Raw genomic sequence first — 15,391 nt, 5'->3', positions numbered from 1 at the left:
CAATTTTAATAATTATTCTTGCTAGTTAAATTTTATCTCAGCAAAGAGAAAAAAAGTGGCGGGCAATTGCCCACCTTGATCCTACTTGGCTACTACTTACTAAAGAGTAATTCCTAACTTTTGACTTCCACTTGCAGACTCACTGACGAGTAACGCGACTGGGAAATGTTGCAAAATTTCACCAACTAAGAAAGTATCGCTTCCTGGGATAACTTCTTCAGTAAAAGCGTTACGCCATTTCAATTGCGATCCGTTAGGAATGTGCAAGGTTGTATCTCCCCAAATTGCTTTACCAAGAGGCTCTTTTCCTGGTTCAACAATGCTGGTAAGAAAGCGAGGGACAACAGCGATAATCTCTGTTTCTCCGTATCTTCTGGCAAAGGCAACTAGATGATTTTGATAGTTACCAGTGACTTGCAAGGGGATATAATCACCTTGTTCAAATACTTTCGGATGTTCTTTTCTTTCTCCTAGCGCCCGGTTGATTAAAAATAGCTTGATTCGTCCATCTTTCTTCGCCGTCATCAAGTCTTTAACTAAGCCGAAGATATCCGTTTTTGCCCGCTTTTTAATCTCGTCTAAATAAGACTTTCTTAGTTCAAAATCAACTGGGCGGCGGTTGTCGGGATCGACTAAACTTAAATCCCAAAGTTCGCATCCTTGATACAAATCTGGTACTCCTGGAGCAGTTAATTTCAGCAATGTTTGTCCGAGAGAATTAAAGATTCCGTAGTTAGCTATCCATTCCTGAAACTCGCGTAGCTTGGGCAAAAATTCGTTATCTTTTGCAGGCTGCATGATTTTTTCGACAAAGTTAATAAATCCTTCCTCGTATTCGGTATCGGGACGCAGCCATGCTGTATGAACTTTTGCTTCTCGCACTGCTTTGACGACGAAGCTTTTCACTCGTTCGATAAATTGGGGGTATTCTTCGTCATGTAGGGGGAAAGCACCAACTAAATTTTGATAGAGGAAATACTCATCGTTGGAGTCAGGAATTACGCGATCGCCGTTTATTTGTTTGTGAGAACGATTTATTTCCATCCAGGTGCGAATTTGAGTTTCCCACTCTTCAGGAATTTCGGAAATTACATTTAATCGCGCTCTCACATCTTCACTACGTTTCGTATCGTGAGTCGAAGTGGTATTCATCGAGTGTCGCCAATGTTTAAATTGTTGCTGGTTAAACTCGTTAAATTCTTCGACTGTAACGCCAAATTTATCTGGGCTACTACCAACTTCGTTTAAAGATATAAATCGGTGATAAACGTAGAAAAGAGTATCTTCTACTCCTTTGGCTGTTAAAGGTCCAGAAAATTGCTGTAACTTCATCACAAAGTGCAGCCACAACTCTCGGTCTTCTTCTGTTAAAGATTCATCATATTCCAGTAACAGAAACCTTTTAATTAACTCCATCTCATTGACAAGTTGCGGATTTTGTGCAGCAGCTTTCTCGATCGTTTTTTCTACATAAACCCGATCTCGGTGACTAACTCCTTGCGGGTTAATATAAGTCCGATAAACGGGAAATAAGACTAAAACTTCGAGAATTGCTTTCCGCAAACCATTAAGCGTAAAATCTCTTCCATAGCGGTTCTTTCCAGCAATTCTTTTCAATAAATTAGCCAGATTTTCTGCATCTCCTGCTAAATTTTTATCCGCAATTAAGCGCTTTTTCTCAGCAACTAACTGCTCGTAATCAGCAAGAGAGCCAATTAATCTCATATAAATGTTATTAAATTGTTGCTCATTGTTAGTATTGCAAAAAACTCCGTTGACATAGCTAAGAAATTCGTAGCCAGAAGTTCCTTGCACTTGCCAATTCAAAGGTAATTCTTCACCATGTTCGAGAATTTTTTCAACTACTATATAAATTTCTCCCATTTTTTCGCGGAGCCGCCGTAAATAAGCATCGGGATCGTATAATCCATCAATATGATCGACTCTCAAACCTGTAAATTTACCTGCTTTAACTAATTCACTAATTAATTCATGAGTCTGTTGAAATACTTTTTCATCCTGAACTTTGACAGAAATTAATTCATTAACAGTAAAAAAGCGACGATAGTTTAATTCTTCGGCACCAACTTTCCAATAAGATAAACGAAAGAACTGTTCTCCAAGTAAATGATCGAGAAGATTAAAACTTTCAGGATTATTTGGCTCGCCGTTGAAAGCTTCAATGTTATCGTGAATAAATTCTTTAATTACTTCGTTATCTCGGTAGAGTTCCCAAATCAATCCTTTTACAAAAGAAGCTTGGTCTTTTCGTGCTTTTCGGCTTTCTTCTGAAGTTTCCGCTTCGGTTTCGTCGGGCAGATTTTTAATGATGTAAAGAATCCCTAATAGTTTAATGTAGTCTGGGTTATTACGCCCTAATTTTCTAGCTAATCTCGCTAAATCGTGGTCGAGAAATTGGGCATAAGATTCTATCCTTAGAGGAATTTTTAAACTATAGTAGTTGACGTATAAACCCGATTCTTCGTAAGAAAGTTTAATTTCCCCTCTTTCTAAACAGTTGCCATAAAAGTCGCCCAGCAGTGGAACTAAAACTCTTTCGCGAATATCTTCATAAGGATGTTCCCAATCAATATCAAAATAATCGAAATATTCTGAGTCGGGTCCGTTTTCTAAGACATCCATTAAAAAGGGATTTTGACTATCATAAGCCATGTGGTTAGGAACGATATCCTGCAACCATCCCATTTCTAATTTCTGTAAATCTACCACTAATTTGTCAAAATCATCTTGACTTCCGAGAGCAGGATTTATTCGGGTAGCATCGACAACATCGTAACCGTGGGTACTTCCTTCTCTGGCTTTAAATATGGGCGAAGCATAAAGATCGGAAATGCCTAATTCGGCTAGGTAAGATACGATTTTTTGGGCGTCTTTGAACTTAAAACTAGGGTTAAATTGAATTCGATAAGTTGCTGCTGGAATACGCACGATTTGTCTCCTGTGGTTTGTCTGAGAGTTTGTGGTGAGGATTTAGTTCCTCACCTGTTTACTTACTTAAGTAGTATATACCGCGAAACTAAGTGGTTGGATTGTCAATTCTTTACTGCCATATAAGCTGTCTGGTAACTTAGTTTCTGGTCCCATCCATTGGGTTTCTGAAGAGTCAAGTTGCTTGTTCCAAGTACCATTAGGAATGTCAGCTTTCCAAGTTACGGGTTGTCGGCTGAAGTTCATGAGGCAATAAATTTGGTTGTCTCCATACCAACGGTGTATGAAGAGTAATTTTTCTGCTTCTAAGCCGGAAATTTTTATGCCTTTGCGGTCAAATTGTTTAAAGGCAGGATTTTTTTGTCGCAGGGCAATTAATTGTTGATAAAGCTCGAAAAGAACTTTATGTTTACCTTCTTTATGTAGCTGCCAATTTAACTTAGATTTGTTGAAGGTTTCTTCGCTTTGTGCGTCTGGGGGTTCTCCAGCTTTATGAAACTCAGCAAACTCTCTCTTACGACCTTGGCGGACGGCTTCAACTAGGTTAGGATCGCCGTGACTGATAAAGTAGAGAAATGGTGCTTCTTCGCCGTATTCTTCACCCATAAATAACATGGGAATGTAAGGAGAAAGAATGACGGCTGCGGCGGCTAATTTTAAAGCTTCAAAGGAGACTAAAGCTGTTAGTCTTTCCCCTAACATTCGGTTGCCTACTTGGTCGTGATTTTGGGAGAAGACTACGAATTTTTGTGTGGGAAGATCTCCAGCATAACTACCGTGGGTACGCTGACGACATGGGGAATATTTCCAGTCATAAATAAAGCTTTCTCGAAAAACTTTGATCGTTTGGTTAAATTCGCTAAAGTCTTGGTAATAGCCGCCTGTTTCTCCGGTTAAGGTAGTGTGTAAAATGTGGTGAAAGTCGTCGCTCCATTGAGTGTCGATTCCATGACCGCCTTTTTCTGGGGAATTAATCACGCGTACGTCGTTGAGGTCGCTTTCGGCTATGAGATAAAATTTGCGTCCTTTTTCTTTTGATAAGGCGGCAACTTTTTCGGTTAATTCTGCAAGAAAATGTTTTGCTCCAAAGTCATAAATTGCATGGACGGCGTCTAATCTTAGCCCGTCAAAATGATAGTTTTCAAACCAGTAAAGGGCATTTTCAATAAAGTAATTACGCACGCCATCGCTATGTGCGTCGTCGAGGTTGATTGCACTTCCCCAAGGTGTATGATATTTGTCGGTAAAGTAGGGTGCAAAGTTGCTGGTGTAGTTGCCTTCGGGTCCGAAGTGATTGTACACTACGTCTAAGATTACGGCGATGTTTTGTTGGTGACAAACATCGATGAGTTTTTTGAGTTTTTCGGGTCCCCCATAGGAGTGTTGTACGGCGTAGGTGTAGGCTCCATCATAACCCCAATTTCGCGATCCCGGAAATTGGGCTATGGGCATAATTTCGATCGCGTTGACTCCTAATTCTTTTAGGTAGTCTAATTTGTCAATAATGGCTTCAAATGTTCCTTCTGGGGTGAATGTACCTACGTGCAATTCGTAGATAATCATGTCTTCGAGGGGAAGGTTTTGCCAGTTTTTTTCGTTCCAGGTGTAGCTGTTGTGATCGACGACTTCTGATGCTTTGTGAACTCCTTCGGGTTGGTGGTGAGATGCGGGATCGGGGCGAGATCCAATCTCGTCTAGTTGATAGTAGTATCTAGTTCCTGGTGGTACGTGGTCTACTGTTATTTGCCAATATCCCTGTTCGAGTTGCTGCATGGGGATCGTTTTTTCTTCTGGGGTGATAATTTGAAGGTTGACTTCTTTTTTTAAGGGAGCCCAGACGGTGAATTCACATTTGTTATTGCTTAAATATTTTGCGCCTATTTTCATTTTCAGGTTTGTTATTTTGTTTAATTATACACTTTAAGTGGGGGAATTTTTCTAGATTTTATTGAAAGTTAATTCCTAGCTGTTTTGGGGAGATATTTAAATCAATTGTCAATTGTTATTTCATAAATTATAAAATAATCTTTTTCAGATAGATTTCCAGTTAGAATTTTTTTGTTTGCGAGCGTACAGTTTATAGAAAACTACACTTTAGGTTTTTTGTCAATAGATTGAAGTGAAAATAATTATGAAGATTAATTTTTAAACATACTGCCGAATACCAAAAATTGAAAAAACTAATTATTTACTAGATGACTTAAATATGGAATTTTACCGGGAAAAAAATGAAAAACACCTATCTTAGGATACAGATGAGATGCAAGTAGGGTGAAAATGTGATGTAGGGAAAGGTTGTACGGCTTAGGACAAGGTGGAAGCAACGATCGCGGTTAGATTGCTTTGCAAGTATTTATCCCGATCCTTGTATTTTAAATTACTGGTAAAGTAAACCAAAAACAAGTGCCTTTTCCTGGGCTGGTGCGAATGCCAATTTGACCGCCATGAGCGATAATTATTTGCCGACACATATATAAACCTAATCCTAATCCGATTGAACGATGACGTTGAGAACCGCGAAAATAAAGCTCGAAAACTTTTTCGCTTTGTGCTTGGTTCATACCTACGCCGTTATCGGTTACTGTACAGTAAATCCAGTGATTTTCTTGTCGAGCGTCTAAGGTAATAGTTAAGCCGGGAGGGTTATATTTGATGGCGTTAGCGATGAGATTTTGATAGACTCGTCCGAGTTGAAGAGGATCGGCTTTGACTAAAGGTAAGTGAGAAGAAATAAAATTAGTTAATTTTGTTTGTTCTTCTTCGAGGATGGGTAATAAATCGACGATCGCGGATTCTACGACTAGATTGAGCTGAAGTGGTTGAGCGTGCAATAATACTCCCTGGACTTCGGCGGAGTGAGAATCGATTAAGGAGTTGATTAAGTCTAGTTGCCGATGATTTCCTGCTAAAATTCGCTGAATAAGCTGGCGATCGAGCTGGATTTTTTCTTCCTGGTGTTTGAGCAAGTTATTGAGGATCATTACTGTTCCCAAGACTGGGTTGCGTAAGTCGTGAGAAACTGCATGGAGAAAGACTTGTAATTGTTTGCGCGATTCAAACTCACTTTGCTGTAAGTTTTCGTAGAGATAAACTCCTAAGTCGCAGATTAAGCAAAGCCAGAAAAGAATTAAAATAACTGAGACGTGAACTAAATCGACATACTCGAAAAGATCGGGGTCGTCAAAACCTAGTACAAATAACGAGATCGAAAAGTAATAACCAACGCTAACAATTTGGGAAATGAGGTGAAGTCGCCAGCAAACAGGGATTAACGCTGCTTGGGTGAGAAAAACGAGCATCCAAGCTAGGTTATTTAATTCTGCTTCGCCTCGGAAAGTAGCTAAGATTTGGGGTAGTAATGTCAGCGACCAAGAAAAACCTAAAAATAACCAGATCGGATAAAGTCGCGCCCAAGGTATTCTTAAGAGGAGGATACCGAGAAATAAACATAACTCGGTTGCTGCATATTCAAATACCCATAACTGAATTTCTTCTGGACTAACTAATCGGTTGGGGTCGCCTCCGGCATTAAATACCTGTGCTGAAAACAAGTCTAATGCTAAAAAAGTCGGTGAGGCGATCGCGGCAATCCAGTAAGTTAGATTGAGACGTTGGAGGAGAAAATTACGCCGCCACTTTTCGTAATCTTCCGAAACTGAAGCAGTTTTAAGTCTTTGAATTTGCTTTCTGAGCGAAGTCCACAGTGAAGTTAACTGCATTGTAATGAGCAAGTTGCTTAATTTGCTTGTTGAGTAGTTATTTGCCTGCGGGCGATCGCTAAAATCAGTTACCAGTTAACAGTTTATCCCTTATATTCCTCCTTTCGTTGTCTTGGATTTGCCCATCCCGATTGATAACTGCTAAGGTGAAAACCCCCATCCTCAATCCTTTCGTGACAATTTAAAATCTGACCACTCAGCGATCGTGCCATTTCTAGTTAAGCGCATATAAAGAGGCATGACCAAATTTGGATAAAGCAGTTACGGGAACCAGGCAATTCTACTCACGTCACGAAGACTAGCTGAGGCTTTTCACCTAGTGGACGACCTAGAGATAGGAATACACTAGCTATTCAGAAAAGTGAAGCAAAAAAGTGAAGCTAGATACAACAGATCGAGAGTGCAGTTTAATAAACTCCTGGTGACTTTAGTGGGGAGGTTGTGCCAATGCAAAAATTAGAAGCTTTAATCACGGCGGCGATTTTAACAGCCACAGTTTATTTTGCAGCGCCGATGCAATCGAGACAAGTGAAACAGCCTCCTCAAAGTTCTTCGACTACTGTAGCAGAAGAGGTAAATCGCAATGCTGACGAATTAATTGCCAAAATTTGGTTAATTGCAAGAAATAGCGATCGCTAAATTGGGGATTGGGGATTGGGGACTGGGGACTGGGGATTGGGGACTGGGGACTGGGGACTGGGGATTGGGGACTGGGTTCAGTTATCAGTGAACAGTGAACAGTTAAACTAAGCCCGATCGCAATGCTACTACTGCGGCTTGTACTCGGTCATCGACAGCTAATTTATTCATAATGCCACGAACGTGAGTTTTGATTGTATTCGGACTCAAATATAACTCGGCGGCAATTTCCGAGTTGCTTTTACCTTCGACAATCAACTTGAGAACTTCGGTTTCGCGCTCCGAGAGATTACCAATATTAGCGTTAGGTATCGCCGGTTTGAGGTTATCAACCACTAAACGAGCAATTTGGGGATCGAGATAAGTAGCGCCATCCACAGCCGCCGCGATCGCTGCTAATAAGCGATCGATACTTGCTCCTTTGATACAATAAGCATCGGCACCACTAGAAAGAGCGGCAATTACTTCTGTCTGGATCGTATGAGAAGTTAGCATTACTACCCGCACTTCCGGGAGTTGTTCTTTAATCTGCTTTGTCGCTGCAATGCCATCCAGACGTGGCAAACCAATGTCCATAACTACCAAGTCAGGTTTTTGTTTTAAAGCCGCTTGTACCCCCAAATAACCGTCTTCTGCTTGCTCGATAATTTCCAACTGGGGGTAGTCAGCTAGTGCTTGCTCTAAACCCAATTGCATGAGCGGATCGTCTTCCACAATTAAAATCCGCAATTTTGATAAGGACGTAGTAGAATTCATCAACGAAAGAGTTTTGCGATCCATTATGTTTGGGGAGAGGTAGAAAAGAGGGTATTTTCCTATCCGAATCTATCATAACCAATCTGATTCACCCAGATAGGGGAAGTAAAAGCGATCGCGCTTCAGGCAACATTTGTAATGTAAGCAAGTAAAATCAATGAATTTACCTAGAAGTGTTTTTGCCAAAGAAATATGAATCGTCTAACGTAGGTGTCTGCGACCATTCAACAAACTGCGACGCAATGGCTCTTCGTAGCGTCGGTTTTAAGCAATATCTAGCTATTGTAACGACAGTGGCGATCGCCTATCTATTCAGCGCTTACTTCACCCTCAAACTGCTGGGATTGGGTGCAGAAGCTTCTCCTGTTTGGCCTCCTGCTGGTATTGCTCTTGCTGCTTTGTTGATTTGGGGAAAGCGAGTTTTGCCTGCTATTTTTTTAGGCGATCTGTTACTTTTACAAAGTCTGGGTGCATCTGCGGCTGCTATTTTTGCTTCTACTATTGGTAGTACTGTTTCGGCTTCGATCGGTGCTATTTTACTACGTAAAAGTGGCTTTTCGCCAACTTTAGCACGTATCCGAGATGTCATGAAACTGGTGGTTTTAGCAGCACTTTTGTCCCCAGTTGTCAATGCTAGTTTTGATACATTGATTCAGTTTTTAGTTGGGGAAATACCCAGCAGTAATTTCTGGCAAAATTGGTGGATTTTTTGGTTAGGAGACAGTACGGGAATTTTAGTTGTAACTCCTGTATTATTAGTCTGGTGGCAGCAATTGGCTAACTCTCAGCACTCGCTCCGGCGATCGCTAAATCTAGGGCAATTGTCTCGCTGTCACTCGGAAGAAATCTTTGAGTCGTTCGTCTGTTTTACATTATTAATAGCAGTTAGTTGGCTTGTCTTTGTTTCCCAAACTAGCGTTGCTCTTTCTCAATATCCTTTGGAATATCTACCTTTTCCTTTAGTAGTTTGGGCGGCTTTGCGCTTTAAGACGCCAGGTGCAGTATTTTCTAGTTTAATTGTTTCCGGATTAGCGATTTGGGGAGCGCTACTCGGACGAGGACCTTTTATTGTTAAAGTTACCAGCATGAATCAAGGGATTCTGTTGTTACAAACTTTCACGATTGTTGTTACCATTACTGCTTTAGTTTTAGCCGCAACAATGACAGAACGTCAACGAGTAGAAGCCAAACTCCGCGCTACACTAGAACGCGATCGCCTTTTAGCAGAAGTGTCTCAACGTATTCGTCAATCTTTAGACTTAGAAGAAATTTTTCAGACGACTGCGGCAGAAATTCGTCAGTTATTACAAGCAGATCGAGTTTGTATCGGTTATGCGTGCGACGATGAAAATGGAAAAATCGTTGCTGAATCTGTTGCACCTTTTTATCCTTCAATTCGAGGAGTAACTGCTGACGATCGCTTGTCTCAAGAAGCCCAGGCAATGTATGGTAATGGTCAAGTGCGGGTGATTAATGATACTAGAATTATTGCCACTACTCCTGCTGTAGGAAAATTTTATCAAAAATATCAAATTAAAGCTGTAATTGCGGTTCCTTTAATGCTCGAAAATGAGCTTTATGGTTTATTAGTAGCCCATCAATGCGATCGTCCCCGTTATTGGCAACCTGATGAAGTGGATCTTCTCAAACAATTAGCAACTCAAGTAGTTATTGCCATTCAACAAGCTCAACTTTACCGACAAGTACGGGATCTTAATAGTAATTTAGAACGTCAAGTAGCTGAGCGTACTCAACAACTTCATCGGCAAATCAAAGAGGTACAAAAGTTATCCCAACTCAAAGATATTTTCTTACAAGCAGTTTCTCACGATTTGCGTACCTCAATTATGGGAATGGTATTGATTTTGAAGAATATGCAGAAGCAAGCAGGAGACAAGGTTACTATTTCTCGCGGGATTTTAGAGAAGACGATTTTAAGCTGCGATCGCCAGCTTACCTTAATCAATGCTTTATCGGAAGACCTCGAATGTGACGGTAGACAAATGATTCTTTATCCTCAACAGTTATCTTTACTTGATTTAGTTGAGGAAACTGTTACTCAAATGCAGCCTCTTTTTGAGCAAAATTCTGCAACTTGGCAAAATTCGCTCCCGCAAAATTTACCACCTTTGCTTGCCGATTATGACAAGCTCAAGTGCGTTTTTACTAACTTAATTACCAATGCTTTAAAACATAACCCACCTGGAGTAAATATTACTTTTCAAGCTACAGAAGAAAACCAAAGCATACGCTGTACAATCTCTGACAATGGTGTAGGAATGAATAAATCTCAACAACAATCTTTGTTTAAACTTTATGTGCGTGGTTTACACAATCGTCACTTAACTGGTATCGGTTTGGGTTCTTATCTATGTCGTCAAATTATTACCGCTCATGGAGGCAAAATTGGCGTAGATAGTACGCCGAACCGGGGTACTACTTTTTGGTTTACAATTCCGCTCGCCAATTGATTTTGTCAAGACAAATTAGAGGTTATTTGTTCATTTTATTACCAAAAAGATGATTAACTGCCGACAATTATATCGAGCATACCAAGCTTATCAAACAGGTAAACTCGGTGATGCAGCTATCCTCAAAGCTGATGCTTTTGGCGCAAAAATTAATCCCAAAGTAGAAGCAAAAATGCAACGAGTAATTGGTTATTATCCGCCAATTGATTGAGAAGAATTGCTGAAATTACCTGAAAATACCTTTGGTTATCAGTATGCTTTGCACATGAAAGAAGCGAAGCTAAAACCTTTCAATGTCAGCTCGGAAATGGACAAAATTGCCAAGCGAAATGTCTTTGCTTTGAGATACGCTGTCACTCACGATATTTTCCATACTTTGCTCGGTTTTGACACCAGTTATGCTGGAGAAATTGGCGTATTAGCGTTTGCAGTCGCCCAAAATTACAGTAAATTTTTAGGGATTGGTTTAGCGACCGCTAAAATATTGTATCCGATTTTGGCTCCTCGGCAAATTCAAGCCAGTTTTGCTAATATCCGCAAAGGTACAGCAATGGGTAAACAAGTTGGCTTTCTTTTAGGTTATCGTTTTGAAGAACATTGGCAAAAACCGTTAGCAGAAGTCAAATCTGAGCTAGGTTTTCACTTAACAGAAAGTGCCTGAGAAGATCGATTTTAACTCAAACTAACATAGCCATAATTCAGATTTCCAGATTATCAAACATAGAAAATCAAATAAGTCAAGGAAATTACAAAAATATTTAACTAGAGAAATCTTTAAGTGATTTTACTGCTGAGAAAGTAAAGGCTTTTTCCAGATCTGTCAACAGCTAACTAAACCGAGATAACCAACAATTTACTGTAGCGTAGATATTCACAAGTTTTTCACAAGAACAACTTAAACTGGTAAGTAAGGTTAACTCCTATTTTCATTTATCTTATCCTTGACCGCTTATTTCTGGTAAGAAGATAACCACTAGGAGCAGTGAAAACCTCAACCCATTTACCTGAATGGGATTAAAATACCCAGTTTTTATCGGTTACAGTTATGTTATTTAAAAAACGCTCTAATTCTATTTCTCGGCGAAAAAGTATACCTTTATATCTCATTTTAGTAGTTCCGTTTTTGCTACAAATATTTGCTATTATTGGGCTTACTGGATATATTTCTTTACGTAAAGCACGAAAAGCCACAGACGAAATGATTATCCGTTTAGGAGAAGAAATTGCCGATCGCATCGAGTTACATACCTACAGTTTCTTAGAGCAACATCATCGCATTCATCAAAGCATCTTAGCTAGTATAGAAGGCGGTCGCATTGACGTGAATAATTTCGCCCAACTAGAATGTTACTTTTGGGAACAAGTTAAACAACCTGACGTAGTAGATTACCTAATTTTCGGCAACCCAGAAGGTAACGTTTTGGCGATTCAGCGTGAAGAAGATGGTCAAATTATCGTCAAAGTACGCGATCGCACGACAAATTCCAAAAGAAATATCTATCAACTCGACGATCGCTGTCAGCGTGGTGAGTTACTCGGAACTCAAGGAGACTATGATGTAACCACCAGACCTTGGTACCAAGCTGCTATAGTAGCAGGAACTCATACCTGGGGTCCAATCTACCCCGAAGTAGGAGAAGCAAAGCTTGAAACCAGCCCAGTTGTACCTATTTACACTTCAGAAAAAGAATTGATCGGAGTCTTGGGAATGGAAATTTCGCTAGAGCAAATTGCCGATTTTCTCCGGGATATTCATATTAGTCCTTCTGGAGTTGCTTTTATTGTCGATCGCTCGGGAGAAATTGTTGCTAGTTCCACCTCCGAACTTCCTTTGAAAATCGTTAAAGGTAAAACTGAACGATTACAAGCCATAGAAAGCAGTCAACCGATAATTAGAGCTACAAGCCAAAAATTAATCGAGCAACTTGATAACTTTGAGCAAATCAATCGCCAACGAGATTTTATTTTCAAGGAAAATGGCTCGCGGATTATAGTTGAAGTCGAACCAATTAAAGGTTTTCACGGGATCGACTGGCTAACCGTTGTCGCGATCCCCGAAGCAGATTTCACCAAAGAAATTAACAGCTATATTCGCCAGGTTATCTTCCTCTGTATTTTCGCCTTAATTCTCGCAACAGTAACAGGCATTTTTGCTTCTCGTTTGCTCAGTCAATCGATTCATCAAATAAGTCAAGCAAGTCAGGCATTAGCTAGCGGTAAACTCAACCGAAAAGTTAAACGATCTTCTGTAAATGAACTGGATATTCTCGCTCAATCTTTTAACCAAATGGCAGACCAGTTACGGCAGTCTTTTTCTGCTTTAGAATTAGCTAATCAACAACTGGAACAACGAGTTAAGAAACGGACAAAAGAATTAGAAGCAGCCAAGGTTAATGCTGACAATGCTAACCGCGCTAAAAGCGATTTCCTCGCCAAAATGAGTCACGAATTGCGTACTCCACTTAATGCGATTTTGGGTTTCACTCAATTAATCAATCGTGACGAAAATTTATCCGCAGAACATCGAAAATATATGACGATTATCAACAACAGTGGCGAGCATCTTTTAAACTTAATTAACGACATCTTAGAAATGTCGAAAATTGAGGCGGGACGACTTACATTTAAGGAAACTAAATTCGACCTTTATGGCTTACTCGATAGTGTAGAAGCTATGCTTCACCTGAAAGCGAAATCGAAAAACTTAGAATTAATTTTTGACCGAGCGAGCGAATTACCTCGTTATGTACAAACTGATGAAAGTAAACTACGCCAAATTTTAATTAATTTAGTCGGAAATGCTATTAAATTTACGCGCACAGGTAGCGTTATTCTTCAGATCTCGGTTGTCAATACATTACCCCAAAACTCTTTGCCAGAAAATTCTCTCACTGAACCACGAATAACTAATAAAGAAGTAAAAGTTTTATTTGCCGTTATTGACACGGGTGCAGGTATTAAATCAGAGGAAATAGATAAGTTATTTCAACCCTTTGCTCAAACTGAAACTGGTTTAAAATCCGGTCAAGGAACTGGTTTGGGTTTGCCGATTAGTGCAAAATTTGTGCAAATGTTCGGAGGTGAAATTTCGGTAGTTTCTCAACCAAATCAAGGAAGTAAATTTAGCTTTGAAGTTTCTTTAAAAGTAATTGAAGAAGAGCAAATAGAAAAGTCTCAACTTAGGAAGAAAAAATTTATTGGTTTAGCTCCCAATCAACCTATATATCGCATTTTGGTTGCCGAAGATATTTCGACAAATCGACTTTTAGTTACCGATATACTTACTAATTTGGGCTTTGAAGTAAGGGAAGCAGAAAATGGTCGCGAAGCAATTAGTTTGTGGTTGAGTTGGCAACCAGATCTAATTTTAATGGATATTCATATGCCTTTAATGGATGGAATTGAAGCTACTAAATATATTAAAGAACAGGAAAAATTCAAGCAGAAACGTACGCCAATCATTGCTTTAACTGCTACTGCTTTTGAAGAGCAAAGAGAAGCTATTTTAGCCGCCGGATGCAATGATTTTTTGTCTAAACCTTTTCAAGAAGAAAAACTGTTAACCACGATCGCACACTATCTCCAAGTTAAGTATGTTGTCAAGACGAGCGAGCAGGAATTGCACCCGATCGCGCGATCGCCAAAAAATGGTATAGTAGAATCAACAGGCAAATTCGAGCAACTTAATCCAGAAAGTTTAACCGTTATGCCTCAAGAATGGAGAGAAAATTTATATAATACTGCTTGTAAATGCGACGATCGATTGCTTTTACAACTTATTCAAGAAATTCCTGCTGAAAATGTTCATTTGGTTGCCGCTTTAGAAGATTTAGTCAATAATTATCGCTTCGATACCGTAATGCAGTTAGCTGAAGCTACTACTGAAAAAAATTAACTTAAACAAGTTTTTAGATCGAGCGAGAAATCAAACTACATTATTCACTCAGGAGGAAATTCTAAAGGAATATTACCCATTAAACCCTTACGAAAATCATTTAATAACAAAACGGCAACTCTTTCCACATCACCTTTGTAGCGAACATAAGCTAAATTATAAATATATTCTTCTCCTGTAAGTAAGCCTAATTCCTGACCGTAACGAGACTTTAATACGTCAGCAAAATCTAAATCTCCCAGTAAATCTACCAAGGCTGCGGCTACTCTTTGATTATCATAAGCTGCTTCGCCAATATCATCGCAAATAGCTAACTTTACCGCATCTTTTTGATTATCCAACCTTCCCGGAATTACACCCGGTGCATCCAGTAGCTCAATTTCGTCCGAGATCCGCACCCATTGCAATTGTTTAGTCACCCCCGCACGTCGGGCGCTTTTCACCGCTTTACGGCGCACCAAACGGTTAATCAGAGCCGATTTACCGACATTAGGAAAGCCAATTACCACTGCTCGAACCGGACGGGGACGCATTCCGCGATCGCGCCTTCTCTGATTCATCTCTACCCCAGCCCCTTGCGCTGCATTTTTCAACAGCTTGACACCTTTACCATTTTGTGCATCAGTAAAGTAAAGTGTCTCTCCCTGCGCCTTAAACCAATCTCGCCAGTCCTGCTGCATCCCTTCCGGAATCATATCCACCCGATTGAGAACCAACAACCGTGTTTTACTTCCCACCCACTCCGCCACCTGGGGATGATGTGAAGCAAGCGGAATCCGTGCATCTAGCACTTCTAGCACCACATCCACGCGCTTGATTTGTTCTTTGAGTTGTTTCTCGGCTTTAGCAATATGTCCGGGATACCATTGAATCGGAGGAGAAGTCATTTGTCTTGGGGATTGGGGATTTCAGTTAGCAGTTATCAGTTATCAGTGAACAGTCGGGATTACCGATGGGGAAGA

General features: G+C 40.0%; 10 protein-coding genes. 5 read left to right on the top strand and 5 right to left on the bottom strand.

The window, feature by feature from the left end:
- Window positions 1–99: 99 nt before the first annotated feature.
- The 3 genes from treY to G3T18_RS22080 form a co-directional block, all read right to left on the bottom strand.
- Window positions 100–2,949: a malto-oligosyltrehalose synthase gene (gene treY, locus G3T18_RS22090; protein WP_224412758.1), complete on the bottom strand. Its 2,850-nt coding sequence runs from the start codon at window positions 2,947–2,949 to the stop codon at window positions 100–102.
- 66 nt (window positions 2,950–3,015) lie between these two features.
- Complete coding sequence (gene treZ, locus G3T18_RS22085) at window positions 3,016–4,836, bottom strand: malto-oligosyltrehalose trehalohydrolase (protein ID WP_224412757.1); 1,821 nt, start codon at window positions 4,834–4,836, stop codon at window positions 3,016–3,018.
- 485 nt (window positions 4,837–5,321) lie between these two features.
- Complete coding sequence (locus G3T18_RS22080; protein ID WP_224412756.1) at window positions 5,322–6,668, bottom strand: sensor histidine kinase; 1,347 nt, start codon at window positions 6,666–6,668, stop codon at window positions 5,322–5,324.
- 447 nt (window positions 6,669–7,115) lie between these two features.
- On the opposite strand from G3T18_RS22080, the gene G3T18_RS22075 reads away from it, so the two are divergent.
- Window positions 7,116–7,307 (top strand): hypothetical protein, encoded by a 192-nt coding sequence (locus G3T18_RS22075; protein ID WP_224412755.1) that lies wholly within the window; start codon window positions 7,116–7,118, stop codon window positions 7,305–7,307.
- 102 nt (window positions 7,308–7,409) lie between these two features.
- Here the strand turns inward: G3T18_RS22075 and G3T18_RS22070 are convergent, their stop codons facing one another.
- The gene (locus tag G3T18_RS22070) at window positions 7,410–8,036 is read right to left on the bottom strand and encodes a response regulator (protein WP_224412759.1); all 627 of its coding nucleotides are present in this window, start codon (window positions 8,034–8,036) and stop codon (window positions 7,410–7,412) included.
- Between the two features lie 269 nt (window positions 8,037–8,305).
- Between G3T18_RS22070 and G3T18_RS22065 the strand changes: the two genes are divergently transcribed.
- The 4 genes from G3T18_RS22065 (at window position 8,306) to G3T18_RS22050 (ending at window position 14,429) form a co-directional block, all read left to right on the top strand.
- Window positions 8,306–10,534 carry a sensor histidine kinase gene (locus G3T18_RS22065; protein WP_224412754.1) on the top strand — a complete coding sequence of 743 codons (2,229 nt, stop codon included), beginning with the start codon at window positions 8,306–8,308 and terminating at the stop codon, window positions 10,532–10,534.
- Window positions 10,535–10,583: 49 nt separating this feature from the next.
- A complete protein-coding gene (locus tag G3T18_RS22060; RefSeq protein WP_224412753.1) occupies window positions 10,584–10,745 on the top strand; it encodes a hypothetical protein in 162 nt (53 codons plus the stop codon).
- A gap of 6 nt (window positions 10,746–10,751) precedes the next feature.
- Window positions 10,752–11,195 (top strand): Coq4 family protein, encoded by a 444-nt coding sequence (locus G3T18_RS22055; protein ID WP_224412752.1) that lies wholly within the window; start codon window positions 10,752–10,754, stop codon window positions 11,193–11,195.
- A gap of 384 nt (window positions 11,196–11,579) precedes the next feature.
- Window positions 11,580–14,429, top strand: coding sequence for a hybrid sensor histidine kinase/response regulator (locus G3T18_RS22050; RefSeq protein ID WP_224412751.1), 2,850 nt, complete (start codon window positions 11,580–11,582; stop codon window positions 14,427–14,429).
- Window positions 14,430–14,473: 44 nt separating this feature from the next.
- Here G3T18_RS22050 and ylqF read toward each other — a convergent pair whose 3' ends face one another.
- On the bottom strand, window positions 14,474–15,316 hold the full coding sequence (gene ylqF, locus G3T18_RS22045) for a ribosome biogenesis GTPase YlqF (RefSeq protein WP_224412750.1): 843 nt from the start codon (window positions 15,314–15,316) through the stop codon (window positions 14,474–14,476).
- Window positions 15,317–15,391: the final 75 nt, after the last annotated feature.

Origin of the sequence: Oscillatoria salina IIICB1 (assembly GCF_020144665.1) — a bacterium.
Classification (GTDB): Bacteria; Cyanobacteriota; Cyanobacteriia; order Cyanobacteriales; family SIO1D9; genus IIICB1.
This window is presented reverse-complemented; position numbering and strand designations above follow the sequence as displayed.